This window comes from Nitrospira sp. BLG_2 (assembly GCF_049222245.1).
Genome location: NZ_JBLYIG010000123.1, coordinates 1 through 12,329, shown reverse-complemented (window position 1 = coordinate 12,329; position 12,329 = coordinate 1). Strand labels below are relative to the sequence as shown.

Below are 12,329 nucleotides of genomic sequence, written 5' to 3'. Positions count from 1 at the left end.
AAGAGAGGTTTGGATTCTGTTTTTTGAAGGCCTATCCGATGATGAGGGGGGGGGGACAAGATTGATTTCCATCCTTATCCAGAATCCACGATCAATGGCAGAGACAAAGATATGTTCGGCAGAAAAGTCGTTTTGCAGAATCATGTCCATGAGACAAGAAAGGGCTGGTACTGGAATCGCTATTCGAAGAAGAAAGTATTGGAATATTCCAGCTCCATTGCGTCGAAAGTCGAGGTCTTGGATCGAACCAATCGGCCATTCCTCGATAAAGAATCTGTGCTGATCATGCATAAGTGAAGATAAGCGGTCAGGAGTGATAGCCTTAGCAGGGGAAAAGTAGAACTGCTGGCTTCAATGAGACCTCCCTAAAAACTAGACTGCGGGGAGCTGGAAATGCGGTACCTCCTATAGCCCGGTTGTAGCCGCTTGCTCAATAAAATTCTTGCTGTGTGAGATTCCCCAGGGAGCGGGTTCAATAATCGCACCTTCTGGGTTCGAGGCATTATCTGCATTATCCGATGGGATCGAGAATCTGCACACTACGATTAATGGTCAGATAACATTGGTTGAGTCAGCGCTTATTCCTTAGCGACCCATTACTCATGCTTGATCTTCTCGCTTACGATTTCATGCAGCGTTCTCTTCTCGCCGCCGCGATGGTAGGCGGGCTCTGTTCGATTATCGGCGTGTTTGTCGTCCTGAGGGGACTGGCATTTGTCGGAGCCGGGACCTCGCACGCCGCATTTGCCGGCGTGGCCCTCGGCTACTTGATGGGATGGCCGCCCTTGCCGCTGGCCATTGTATTCGGCCTTGCGACGGTGTGGCTTACCGGGTGGGTCGAAGAGAGAGGCCGGATGAAGCTTGATGTCTCCATCGGCATTCTTTACACCACGACGATGGCGCTTGGTATTCTCTTTATTGGGCTGATGAAAAGCTACAATGCCGAGGTGTACGGATACTTATTCGGGAGTGTCCTATCGGTCACTCCTGAGGAACTTCAAATCATCGGAGCGTTAAGTGTATTCGTGTTGGGTCTCCTTCTGCTGTTCGCCAAAGAACTCTATTTCATCGCCTTCGACCAAGAGATGGCTGAAGCGTCCGGCGTGCCCGCGCGACAAATATTTTTTCTCCTCTTGACGTTGGTCGCCTTGACGGTGGTGGTCTCGCTGAAAACAGTGGGAGCGATCTTGGTTTTTGCCATGATTTTGATTCCAGCTTCGACGGCCTACCAGCTCACTCATAGTCTGGCCGCCCTCACCCTGTATTCCGCGATGATAGGAATCTTGACCTCGGTCGCCGGCGTCATAATTTCGGCGCTCTGGGACGTCCCTTCCGGGCCGGCAATAGTTCTATTGGCAACCACCATCTTCTTTGTCGCCGTCTTTTTTTCGCCGAAGCGGGTGAAGCGCGCGCAATTGGTCCATTCTCATTAGGTACCTTGCTTCATTCTCGTGATAATGCTACGTGCAAGGCAGGAATACCGCCCCACGTCATGCTATCGTTCTTCCTAGTGTAAGAAGATGACGATACGGACCATTATTCCGTTGAACTTTCTCTCTACAAAAGTCGAGCACGAGAGGAGACATCTTATGCGCACGCAAACGTTCCGAGCATGTATAGTTGGGTTGGTGTTCACCGTCGGCGTCGCTCTCTTCCCCCTTTTCAACGGCGCGCTCGCAGAAGAGTTCGGAGGGACAGAACCAGGCAAATGGATAGTGGGCTTTCGAGCGGGATTTTCACCGCTGACCCAACAGCTTTCCGAAAACACCTCAACCTCGGTCGGACCGCTCGTCAATTTTCAAGGCCTATACAGTGTGAATACGTGGCTCTTGGTCGGAATGATGCTTGAGTGGGAACGACATGGAGTGGGCCTGGAACAGCCGGACTCGGACCTTGGGCATCAAGATACGGTATCCGTGTTGCCGACAATCGAGGTGCGCCCGGTGAAATGGGATCGAATTACTCCGTATGTAAATATGAGCTTCGGCGTGAACGTCAACAGCTTCGGCGAAGACACGGCCCTTCGCGTGAGCCCCAGCAACACCTTTGCCTGGCGGTTAGGGTGGGGGGCCGATTACCGGCTCAATGAACGGTTCGCCCTCAATGCAGAATGGGCCTACAAACGGAACGATGGGCATGCAACGATCAATGGATTACGGAATGATGATTGGAATGCGTCCTCGTTCGGCTTTCTCTTCGGCGGAAAGATGTTCTTTTAATCTACCTCTCCACGGCGCCTCGGAATCACCGCCATACCGTACGGTAGGAGGTGGGCATGAGGCATGGCTCATCGTTTTCATTCAAGCCGACTATCTTTACTTCTACTCCAAACCATGCCGGTCTGCTCCTTTGAGCTAAAACCCAGCTTTTCGTAAAACCCAGGGCGCCTGGTACAGAGCCAAAAGAGCTCCACCTTCTTGAGACGTGGATGATTGAGAATGCGGCGAACGATCTCGGTCCCCACGCCTTGCCCCTGATATGCCCTGTCGACGATCACATCCCAGATCGTTGCACGGTAGACAAAGTCTGTGAGTACTCGACCGAATCCGACGAGCCGATCTCCATCCCAAGCATAGAGGGCAAGGTCGGTATGGCCGAGCATTTTCTTCGCATCATCGAGAGATCGACTCTTGGCCCATGGAGCTTGGTGAAACAGCCCAAGGAGCTGAGATGCGTCAGAGGGTCCATCATGAGAGTAGGTGATGGCGGACTTGAGGGTTGGAGGCATCTTATACTAGAGTATCCCTCCCGATTATCTTGAAGTGTACGAGGAAACCGATGTCAACGCAAGTCCGTAGCTGTCCAAAGTGTTTCCAGCTCATGTGGCTGAAAGCCGATGAATACGAAATACTCGACGATGAAACCGTCCGAGCGAAGTGCCCCCACTGCGGTAGCACGTCTCGTTTCAAACTGGTCACCGTTGGAACGAACGCGTTGGGACCCAAGATGGGTCACTAGTCGCTGCGAGCAGTTCTGAGCGCTGAATTGTGAGTGGTGAACCGAAGGTCGATAGGAAGACATCAACGTCCAGAACTATCATCTAGATGCGTTGACCGGGGCCGTCCAACTCAGGCTTATTGCCGGGGAGGACTTTGTGCAGGCCGGCCCGGTATTCATGCAGCCGTTTTTCGTCCATTCGTCCCATTTCAATCTCTTTATCCCGCTGCATTCGTTCCAGGTGATCCAATGCCGAGAGAAGCGGTTGAACGGCTCCAATAAGGTTCCCGATTTCAAATGCCTCCAGAGAGGACACCAACGATTCATTCAGCGCCTTATATGGAGTTCCGGAGCTCTGGCTTCGCACGCGTGATACGATGGTTTCATAGCTATCAACCGCCTCGAAGGAAGGTTTCAGGCCCGCGGACGGTGTGCTCAAATGGACAATGGGTGGGAGTTTGGCGGCATAGGATTTGAGATAAGAAGCGAGCCCTCCCACGGCATCGAGTACTTCGGTGGTCAACATGCATCCTCAGCAAAGTGTATGTCGGCAACTGCTCCTTGCGGCATCTTCTCCCCCGGGATGATGCGCTGTTCAAACGCCTGTCTCACTCGCTCCATATCGCCAGGCATCGGCTTCATGAAATCCTCCACATGGCCCGTCGCTGGATGAGTAAAGCCGAGGGTTCTCGCATGGAGCATGACCCTGGGAATCTCAACGTCACCGACCATGCACACCTTTCGTCCGCCGTACGTGTGATCCCCAAGAATGGGATGCCCCAAGGAGGCCAGGTGAACCCGAAGCTGGTGAGTTCGTCCCGTTTGCGGGTAGAGAAGCACATGAGCCGCCACTTTTCCATACCGCCGCTCCACCACATACTCAGTAACGGATTCCTTTGGACTGGTCGTTCTTGAGGAAAATTTCTTCCGGTCTTTGCTGTCGCGACCAATAGCCAGTTCGATCAAGCCTCGACCTTTCTTGGGAACGCCCCAGACCAATGCCTCGTAGACCCGTGTGATGGTATGAAGCTTGAATTGCGCGGCAAGGGAACGATGCGCCGTATCGGTTTTTGTAATCACCATCACGCCGGAGGTTTCCTTATCCAATCGGTGGACGAGGCCGGGCCGCTCTTTCCCTCCAATGGTCGAAATGGTTCCGCCCGACGTTTGGAAATGATGCAGCAGTGCGTTGACGAGCGTGCCAGTCCAATTCCCCGGGGCCGGATGAACGACAATGCCGGGTGGTTTATTCAACACCAAAAGAAATTGGTCTTCGAACATGATTTCCAGCGGGATCGCCTCTCCCTTGATCGAGAGGGGCTCCGGCTTCGGCACATCCATCGTGATCCGATCGCCGGGTTTGATCTTGTGGCTCGGCTTTACCGTCTGCTCATTGACGCGGATGCGCCCCAGCTCGATCAGACGCTGCAACGCCGAGCGTGAGACATCCCGTTCCCGATTGGCGAGAAAAAGATCCAACCGTTTGGGCTGCTCTCCCGCGGTGATGATAAATTCTGTAATCATGAGCGAGTACGCTACTAAAGAGCATCGACCAAATGCAATTGGAGATGTCGTTGGTTTGCTTCTTTCGTGACGGAGGACCATATTCTCAGCGGAGATGAAGCCGCTCAGCCGTGAGGAAGGATTTCAGGATCCACGGCGCGCGACGTCCGGCTATGCACATCGGTTGAGCGATGAGCCGAGCAGTCGTTTTCAACTTCGCTTCGGCAGAGCCGTTGAAGCCGGCCGGGAGTTTTGCTAGGGTGCTTCCCTTGGAATAACTCATATGGGCATGCGCTTTTCTCATTACAACCCAGAGGGGTTCTACGACGAGTTGTACGAGGGGGTAGGCCAGCCACGGCCCGGTAGCACCCTCTTACTGCGAAAGTTTGCGTCACTGCCGGAAGGGGAACTGAAAAAAAGACAGGAAGCGGCGGAACGCGTGATTCTCGGCATGGGAATGACATTCGGCGTCTATGGGAGCGATGACGGACATGAACAAATCTTCCCCTTCGATATCGTGCCACGGATAGTTCCGGCGTCGGATTGGCGGCACATTGAAGCGGGGCTTTGTCAGCGCATGCGGGCGTTGAATCTGTTTATCGACGATGTATACCACGACCAAACGATCCTCAAGAACGGAGTGATCCCCAGCGAACTCATTTATTCCAGCAAGGGCTTCTTGCGGCCCTGCGTGGGTCTTACTCCGCCGCGAGGCATCTGGTGTCATGTGGCGGGCATCGATCTCGTCCGCATCAGCGACGGCCGGTATTATGTCCTAGAAGACAACACGCGTTGTCCGTCCGGAGTGGCTTACGTATTGGAAGCCAGACAGGTCATGAAACGGACATTTCCCGAGCTGTTCGAGGCCTATCGCGTGAGGCCGGTTGATGGATACCCAAGCCAGTTGTTGGAAACCCTTCGATCTCTTTCTGAGCTCCCCGACCCAACGGTTGTGATTCTTACGCCGGGCACGTTCAATTCCGCTTATTACGAACATTCGCTGCTCGCCCAAAAGATGGGTGTGGAGTTGGTCGAGGCGAACGATCTGGTCGTCGTGGATGGGTCGGTTCACATGCGTACCACCAAGGGTTCTCAGCGCGTGGATGTGATCTATCGGCGGATCAACGACGCGTATTTGGACCCTCTGGCATTTCGAGTCGATTCCTTGCTTGGAGTTCCCGGCCTCATGGAATCTTACCAGCGAGGGAGAGTCGCGCTCGCCAATGCGCCCGGCACCGGCGTGTCGGACGACAAAGCCATTTATGCGTATGTTCCGAAGATCATCAATTACTATTTGGCAGAGGAACCGATACTCCCGAACGTGCCGACCTATCTCTGCTCCGATAGACGGGACCGGACCTATGTCTTGGAGCATTTGGATCAACTGGTCGTCAAGGCCACGAACGAAGCCGGTGGGTACGGAATGATGATCGGTCCTCATGCCTCAAAGCAAGAACGCGAGGACTGTGCCCGCCGCATCGAGGCAGACCCGCGCAACTATATTGCCCAACCGACTCTTGAGCTCTCTCGAGTGCCTACCTTGGTGAATGATCATCTCGAAGGACGTCATGTCGACCTGCGTCCGTACGTTTTATATGGCCGCGATCTGTATGTCTTACCGGGAGGCATGACGCGAGTGGCATTGAGGAAAGGCTCCCTCGTGGTGAATTCGTCTCAGGGCGGAGGCAATAAAGACACATGGGTCCTTTCATGAACACCTGCTTCCTGATGGGGTGGAATTCCGGCAACGGTCCAGTACCCGGTAAGCAAACAGGGTCCGGTCAACGATGTTGAGCCGAGTCGCCAGTTCCATTTATTGGCTGAACCGCTACATCGAACGAGCGGAGAACTATGCTCGATTCATCGAGGTGAACTTGAACCTTACGCTCGATCTTCCCAGAGGCACGACTGAGCAATGGGAACCGTTGGTGGCAACCACAGGGGATCATGAGAGCTTCGGATACCGCTGTGGGAAAGCAACGAAGGAGACCGTCATCCAATTTCTTTCGGTCGATGCCGCAAACCCCAACTCGATTTTGTCCTGTCTCACGGCGGCTCGACAAAACGCTCGATCAGTCCGGGAAGTCATCTCTACCGACATGTGGGAGCAAGTCAACCGCTTTTATCTCATGGTGAGGGCCGCGGCGTCCAAAGGGTTGTCCAGCAAGAATCTTCATGCGTTCTTGACGGAAGTGAAGGCAAGCAGCCACCTTTTTCTGGGCATTACCGATGCCACCATGTCGCACGGAGAAGGGTGGCATTTTGCCAGGCTTGGTCGTCTGTTGGAACGGGCGGACAAGACATCCCGCATTCTCGACGTGAAATATTTCATGTTGCTTCCGACTGTCGCCGAAGTCGGGACGCCGTTCGATATCATCCAGTGGTCCGCGTTGCTGAAGTCCGCCAGTGCCTTGGAGACGTATTACAAACGCTTTGGCCGGATTTCGCCGGACGACGTCACGGCATTTCTGATTCTCGACTCCACCTTCCCGCGAGCCATCCGATACTGTCTCATCAAGGGCGAAGATTCGCTGCACGCCATCTCCGGATCCGAGCACGGGTCCTATCAAAACCAAGCGGAGAAGCGGCTGGGACGGCTGCGCGCCGAGCTGGACTTCGGCGATCTCGAAGATTGCGTAGCCGGCGGCCTGCACGAATTCTTGGATCGCTTTCAAGCGGAACTCAATCGTGTCGGAGACGCCATTTGCGAGACGTTCTTTGCCCCTCGTCCGATTCACAGTACAATTGCCGGAGCGGAGGCACAATGACTTTTTGCCTAGGCATGAAAGTAGAAGACGGGCTTGTCGGCATCGCGGACACGCGGGTGACGACCGGCGCGGAGTGTATCATGGCGCGGAAGGTTTCCATCCATCAACACGGTCGACACTCGATGTTTCTTATGACATCTGGGCTGCGTTCCGTACGCGACAAGGCGGTCACCTATTTCGACGAGGCTATCGGGGACAGCGATCAGATGTTCGATAAGCTGTTCAAGGCCGTCAATGTGTTTGCGGCTCAGATTCGCCGTGTGGCGGAGGAGGATAAGGCGGCGCTCGATAAAGCGGGGTTGATCTTTGATCTTCACTCTTTGGTCGGAGGGCAGCTGGAAAACGACGAGGAGCACAAGCTCTATCTCATCTACCCCCAAGGGAACTGGGTGGAAGTCAGCGAGGGCACTCCCTATTGCATCATCGGTGAAACCGGCTACGGGAAACCGCTCCTCGATCGTGTGCTGCGGTACCACTCCAACATGGATCTTGCTCTGAAGGTGGGATTTCTGGCTTTCGACGCCACCCGCACCAGCTCCACCAGCGTCGAATACCCTCTCGATGTCGTACTCTATCGGCACGATACCTTCGATATCATCGAACATCGCTTTCAGAAAGAAGACCTCGCCGAGATCTCGTCTTGGTGGCAATCCCGCATTTACGAGGCGGTTGAGAAATTGCCGTCAACGTGGATCGAGCATCTGCTCGACGAACTTCCTCGTGATACCAGAGCTTCACTGAAAAACTGCTCCGATACATCTTTATAAGTCGATTGGCCGGCGGCATGCGCAACAGCGTGTCGCTGACGGAAATCGCAAGCGCACGGTCCGGCGTCGTCCGCCTCTTGATACTGCCCGAGCGCCTCGTACAGAGAAGCTCGCAGGACGCCGCGGCCACTGAAGCCTATGAGCTTGAGAAATCGAACAACACAGTAGCCAGTATTCTTGGCGGAGTGATCTCAGCTCGGTCGGTCAGGCGAAATGGGATGCGGGAATAAACTGAGCGTGAGGAGGTTGCATAACTGAGGACTGCAAGCCATGCAGTGAGAGAATTGATAGTTTAGTGGCCTGTTTTTCTCATCCGTTCGGCGATCTTCTTGCGAAGACGAGCCTTTTCAAGACTGATCTGGGCTTCTTTGACTTCGGACGGCAAGCCGCCCGCTTGAAGGCGTCGCTCCGCCTCAGCGACTTTGGCAGTAGCTCGGTCCACATCAATGTCTTCCGCTCTCTCCGCGATTTCCGCCATGACGGTGACTTTGGTCGGTGTGACTTCGGCAACACCCCACAGAACGGCCATTGAATGAGCTTGACTCTCAACACGATAACGAAGTTCGCCGATGCGAAGGGTTGACAGGAAATGGCAGTGCCCAGGAAGCACGCCGAACTCTCCTTCAGCCCCAGGGGCAATGACTTCGTCTACCTGCAGGCTCAGCAGCTGCTTTTCCGGCGTCACAACCTCTAATAGAATTTTCCCCGCCATTTCCCTCTTCCTTCATTCCCACCTTGAGGCGGGAATCGATGCATCCTCGACTGCGCGCATGCGACGAAGGTCTTCCGAGACCGCGCGTTGCGCGAGCACAGAGGACATCCTGCTTGCTCCGCTAAACTTTCACTCCCATTTTCTCGGCTTTGGCCACCGCTTCTTCGATCGGACCCACCATATAGAACGCCTGCTCGGGCAGGTGATCGTACTTGCCGTCGAGGATCTCTTTGAAGCTGCGGACCGTATCTTTGAGTTTGACGTACTTGCCGGGAGCGCCGGTAAACGCTTCAGCGACATGGAAGGGCTGCGAAAGGAAGCGCTGGATCTTTCGGGCGCGAGCCACGACCATTTTGTCGTCTTCCGACAACTCATCCATGCCGAGAATCGCGATAATATCTTGAAGATCCTTGTACCGCTGGAGGACGGACTGCACGCCGCGCGCGATCTTGTAATGCTCTTCCCCGATGATCTGCGGATCGAGAATACGCGAAGTTGAGTCCAAGGGGTCGACCGCCGGATAAATACCCAATTCCGCGAGTGACCGGGACAACACGGTGGTCGCATCCAAGTGTGCAAACGCCGTCGCCGGGGCCGGGTCGGTCAGGTCGTCGGCAGGCACATAGATGGCTTGGACAGAAGTAATTGATCCACGCTTGGTCGAGGTGATGCGCTCTTGCAAGGCGCCCATTTCAGTTGAAAGATTGGGCTGATAACCGACGGCTGACGGCATACGACCGAGCAATGCGGAAACTTCGGAGCCTGCCTGCGTAAAGCGGAAGATGTTGTCGACGAAGAGGAGCACGTCCTGATTCTCTTCGTCGCGGAAATATTCCGCGACCGTGAGACCGGTCAGCCCCACGCGAAGTCGCGCGCCGGGGGGCTCGTTCATCTGTCCGTAAACCAATGCGGCTTTGGACTTCGTAAAGTCGTCCGGATCGATGACCTTCGATTCCTGCATTTCGTGCCAGAGGTCGTTTCCTTCTCGCGTACGTTCGCCGACGCCGGCGAATACGGAAAACCCGCCGTGGTGCAACGCAATGTTATTAATGAGCTCCATGATGATAACGGTCTTACCGACGCCGGCACCGCCGAACAGTCCCACCTTACCGCCCTTACTATACGGTTCGAGCAAATCGACGACTTTAATGCCGGTTTCCAACACCTCGGTCTTGGTTTCTTGATCTTCCAGCTTTGGAGCAGGCCGGTGGATCGGATAGGTCTTCTTGGTCTTGAGAGGCCCCTTTTCGTCGACGGGTTCGCCGAGCACGTTGATGAGGCGGCCAAGTGTTTCGCGCCCGACCGGCACCGAGATCGGAGCCCCGGTATCATTTACATCCATTCCGCGCGTCAACCCGTCGGTCGAAGACATGGCGACCCCGCGCACGCGGTTCTCGCCAAGATGCTGGGCGACTTCGAGCGTGATATTCACAGCAGGCTTGCCCGCAGCCTTATTCTCTTCCTGTGTCACCTTGATCGCATTGTAAATGTTGGGGAGACGGCCCGGAGGGAATTCCACATCCACGACCGGCCCGATGACTTGAATAACTTTTCCTGTACTCACAGTATAACTCCTTTGCTCTAGCGCTGGGCGTTGCGTGCCGAGAGAAACGACTCTTTCTCAGCACTCGTCACTCAGCACTCAAAACTGTCCTATTTGAGTGCTTCGGCGCCGCCGACGATATCCATAAGTTCTTTCGTAATTGCAGCCTGTCTGGTCTTGTTATAGTAGAGCGTGACCTTCTTGATGAGTTGACCGGCGTTGCGCGTTGCCCCATCCATGGCAGCCATACGGGCACCGTGTTCCGCGGCCGCTGACTCCAGTAAAATCCGGTAGGCCTGCACTTGGAAATGCTTCGGCACCAAGGCGTCCAACAGTTCCGCCTCTTCCGGCTCGTACAGATAACTGCCACCGGTCGTCCCTTCCATTTGCGCGCTCCCGAATTCAACTTGCGCATCGACGGGGAAGAGCTTCTCGACGATCACGCGCTGCTGAATCGCGGACTTGAATTCGTTGTACACGACATACAGCTCGTCGAACGAGCCTTTGGCGAAGTTATCCGTGAGGTCGGCGCCGATGTCGATCGCGTGCTCGAAACTGAGTTTATCGAAGATGCCGGTCCACTCCTGGCGGATCCGCCAACTGCGCCGCCTAAAATAGTCGCGCCCTTTGCGGCCGATAATGCTCAGATTCACTTGCAAGCCGCGAGATTCGCACTGCCGGACGAATTCGGAGCTCTTGCGGACGATATTGCCGTTGAAGCCTCCGCACAACCCGCGATCGCTCGTGACGACAAGCACCTCGACCTTTATCCCTTCGCGTTTCTGCAGAAGCGGATGGGAAGAGCGGTTGACACGCCGGCTCAGATTACTCAACACCCTACGCATCTTATGAGCATAGGGGCGTGCGCAAAGTATGCGATCCTGCGAGCGTTTAAGTTTCGCCGCGGCCACCATCTTCATGGCCTTGGTGATCTTCTGAGTATTCTTGAAGGCCGCTATCTTTCTGCGCAACGATTGAAGACTTGGCATGCGTTCCGATGAAAACGGTCCCCAACGTTGTTCTCAGTCGCCCCTTCTCCTTGCGGCGTACATACACCGTACGCCTCAGTCGTCGGGCTCCCTGCGGCCTCGTTGGATGACCGTTTTGATCGATCGCAGGGAAACATGTTCGATGCGTTACTTCGCCCCGTACCCCATCTTCTGCTTGAAGGTCGTGATGATCTCCTTCAGTCGGCCGCCGACCTTGTCGTCGATCTTGCCGATGGTGGTGACTTCCTTTTTCAATTCCGGGTGGTTCTGCTGGATGTAGTGGAGCAGATCACCCTCGAAGTGCTGCACCCTGTCGACCGGCACATCGTCGAGGAATCCATTGACGCCCGCATAGATCGACAGGACCTGATCGGCCACCGGCATCGGCTTATACTGACCTTGCTTGAGCAATTCCACCATGCGCACACCGCGCGCCAGCTGCATCTGAGTTGCTTTGTCCAGCTCGCTTCCAAATTGAGCGAACGCCGCCATTTCGCGATACTGCGCGAGGTCCAACCGGAGCGTACCGGCCACTTGCTTCATGGTCTTGATCTGCGCGGACCCTCCGACCCGGGAGACCGACAGGCCGACGTTAATCGCCGGACGGATACCGGAGTAAAAGAGATCGCTACCCAGATAGATCTGACCGTCCGTGATCGAAATGACGTTCGTCGGAATATAAGCCGACACGTCGCCGGCCTGCGTTTCGATGATGGGAAGTGCTGTGAGACTGCCTCCGCCCAGTTTGTCGCTCAGCTTGGCCGCGCGCTCGAGCAACCGGGAGTGCAAATAGAACACATCGCCCGGATAGGCTTCGCGCCCAGGCGGCCGACGGAGCAACAATGAAAGCTGGCGATAGGCGACCGCATGTTTCGACAAATCGTCATACACGATGAGCGCGTGCTTGCCGTTGTCGCGGAAATACTCCCCGATCGCGGCGCCCGCGAAGGGCGCCAGGAATTGCATCGGCGCCGGATCGCTGGCGCTGGCGGAGACCACCATGCTGTATTCCATGGCATGGTTTTCTTCGAGCGTCTTCACGACTCGCGCGACGGTCGAACGTTTTTGGCCGATGGCGACGTAGATGCAGAAGACATTCAGGCCTTTTTG

At 55.2% G+C, this 12,329-nt stretch carries 13 protein-coding genes; 6 read left to right on the top strand and 7 right to left on the bottom strand.

The features are described from left to right. Nucleotides 1–602 precede the first annotated feature (602 nt). Both ACOSYY_RS03610 and ACOSYY_RS03605 read left to right on the top strand, forming a co-directional pair. Nucleotides 603–1,433 (top strand): metal ABC transporter permease, encoded by an 831-nt coding sequence (locus ACOSYY_RS03610; protein ID WP_421660903.1) that lies wholly within the window; start codon nucleotides 603–605, stop codon nucleotides 1,431–1,433. A 156-nt stretch (nucleotides 1,434–1,589) separates the two neighbouring features. Further along, complete coding sequence (locus tag ACOSYY_RS03605; RefSeq protein ID WP_421660902.1) at nucleotides 1,590–2,219, top strand: outer membrane beta-barrel protein; 630 nt, start codon at nucleotides 1,590–1,592, stop codon at nucleotides 2,217–2,219. A gap of 77 nt (nucleotides 2,220–2,296) precedes the next feature. Here ACOSYY_RS03605 and ACOSYY_RS03600 read toward each other — a convergent pair whose 3' ends face one another. From ACOSYY_RS03600 to ACOSYY_RS03590, 3 genes are all read right to left on the bottom strand, one after another. Continuing rightward, entirely contained in the window at nucleotides 2,297–2,728 is a 432-nt protein-coding gene (locus ACOSYY_RS03600; RefSeq protein ID WP_421660901.1) for a GNAT family N-acetyltransferase, read from the bottom strand. 312 nt (nucleotides 2,729–3,040) lie between these two features. Next, nucleotides 3,041–3,463 carry a hypothetical protein gene (locus ACOSYY_RS03595; RefSeq protein ID WP_421660900.1) on the bottom strand — a complete coding sequence of 141 codons (423 nt, stop codon included), beginning with the start codon at nucleotides 3,461–3,463 and terminating at the stop codon, nucleotides 3,041–3,043. Then, on the bottom strand, nucleotides 3,457–4,461 hold the full coding sequence (locus ACOSYY_RS03590) for an RluA family pseudouridine synthase (protein WP_421660899.1): 1,005 nt from the start codon (nucleotides 4,459–4,461) through the stop codon (nucleotides 3,457–3,459). Before ACOSYY_RS03590 ends, ACOSYY_RS03595 begins: the two co-directional genes overlap by 7 nt. A gap of 268 nt (nucleotides 4,462–4,729) precedes the next feature. On the opposite strand from ACOSYY_RS03590, the gene ACOSYY_RS03585 reads away from it, so the two are divergent. The 4 genes from ACOSYY_RS03585 (at nucleotide 4,730) to ACOSYY_RS03570 (ending at nucleotide 8,205) form a co-directional block, all read left to right on the top strand. Continuing rightward, complete coding sequence (locus ACOSYY_RS03585; protein ID WP_526023274.1) at nucleotides 4,730–6,154, top strand: circularly permuted type 2 ATP-grasp protein; 1,425 nt, start codon at nucleotides 4,730–4,732, stop codon at nucleotides 6,152–6,154. A gap of 73 nt (nucleotides 6,155–6,227) precedes the next feature. Then, the gene (locus tag ACOSYY_RS03580; protein WP_421660897.1) at nucleotides 6,228–7,208 is read left to right on the top strand and encodes an alpha-E domain-containing protein; all 981 of its coding nucleotides are present in this window, start codon (nucleotides 6,228–6,230) and stop codon (nucleotides 7,206–7,208) included. Next, a complete protein-coding gene (locus ACOSYY_RS03575) occupies nucleotides 7,205–7,975 on the top strand; it encodes a proteasome-type protease (protein WP_421660896.1) in 771 nt (256 codons plus the stop codon). Before ACOSYY_RS03580 ends, ACOSYY_RS03575 begins: the two co-directional genes overlap by 4 nt. Nucleotides 7,976–7,992: 17 nt before the next feature. Further along, complete coding sequence (locus tag ACOSYY_RS03570) at nucleotides 7,993–8,205, top strand: hypothetical protein (protein WP_421660895.1); 213 nt, start codon at nucleotides 7,993–7,995, stop codon at nucleotides 8,203–8,205. Between the two features lie 62 nt (nucleotides 8,206–8,267). On the opposite strand, the gene ACOSYY_RS03565 is transcribed toward ACOSYY_RS03570, so the two are convergent. The 4 genes from ACOSYY_RS03565 to atpA form a co-directional block, all read right to left on the bottom strand. Beyond that, entirely contained in the window at nucleotides 8,268–8,687 is a 420-nt protein-coding gene (locus ACOSYY_RS03565; protein WP_421660894.1) for a F0F1 ATP synthase subunit epsilon, read from the bottom strand. 121 nt (nucleotides 8,688–8,808) lie between these two features. Continuing rightward, nucleotides 8,809–10,251, bottom strand: a complete 1,443-nt coding sequence (atpD, locus tag ACOSYY_RS03560) for a F0F1 ATP synthase subunit beta (RefSeq protein WP_421660893.1) — start codon at nucleotides 10,249–10,251, stop codon at nucleotides 8,809–8,811. Nucleotides 10,252–10,340: 89 nt separating this feature from the next. After that, a complete protein-coding gene (gene atpG, locus ACOSYY_RS03555) occupies nucleotides 10,341–11,219 on the bottom strand; it encodes an ATP synthase F1 subunit gamma (RefSeq protein WP_421660892.1) in 879 nt (292 codons plus the stop codon). 147 nt (nucleotides 11,220–11,366) lie between these two features. After that, a partial coding sequence (gene atpA, locus ACOSYY_RS03550; RefSeq protein ID WP_421660891.1) for a F0F1 ATP synthase subunit alpha occupies nucleotides 11,367–12,329 on the bottom strand: 963 nt, incomplete at its 5' end.

Excerpts from the sequence above, each read along its gene's own strand:
- ACOSYY_RS03610 (WP_421660903.1), top strand. The coding sequence starts at position 603 with ATGCTTGATCTTCTCGCTTACGATTTCATGCAGCGTTCTCTTCTCGCC.
- ACOSYY_RS03605 (WP_421660902.1), top strand. The coding sequence starts at position 1,590 with ATGCGCACGCAAACGTTCCGAGCATGTATAGTTGGGTTGGTGTTCACC.
- ACOSYY_RS03600 (WP_421660901.1), bottom strand. The coding sequence starts at position 2,728 with ATGCCTCCAACCCTCAAGTCCGCCATCACCTACTCTCATGATGGACCC.
- ACOSYY_RS03595 (WP_421660900.1), bottom strand. The coding sequence starts at position 3,463 with ATGTTGACCACCGAAGTACTCGATGCCGTGGGAGGGCTCGCTTCTTAT.
- ACOSYY_RS03590 (WP_421660899.1), bottom strand. The coding sequence starts at position 4,461 with ATGATTACAGAATTTATCATCACCGCGGGAGAGCAGCCCAAACGGTTG.
- ACOSYY_RS03585 (WP_526023274.1), top strand. The coding sequence starts at position 4,730 with ATGCGCTTTTCTCATTACAACCCAGAGGGGTTCTACGACGAGTTGTAC.
- ACOSYY_RS03580 (WP_421660897.1), top strand. The coding sequence starts at position 6,228 with ATGTTGAGCCGAGTCGCCAGTTCCATTTATTGGCTGAACCGCTACATC.
- ACOSYY_RS03575 (WP_421660896.1), top strand. The coding sequence starts at position 7,205 with ATGACTTTTTGCCTAGGCATGAAAGTAGAAGACGGGCTTGTCGGCATC.
- ACOSYY_RS03570 (WP_421660895.1), top strand. The coding sequence starts at position 7,993 with ATGCGCAACAGCGTGTCGCTGACGGAAATCGCAAGCGCACGGTCCGGC.
- ACOSYY_RS03565 (WP_421660894.1), bottom strand. The coding sequence starts at position 8,687 with ATGGCGGGGAAAATTCTATTAGAGGTTGTGACGCCGGAAAAGCAGCTG.
- atpG (WP_421660892.1), bottom strand. The coding sequence starts at position 11,219 with ATGCCAAGTCTTCAATCGTTGCGCAGAAAGATAGCGGCCTTCAAGAAT.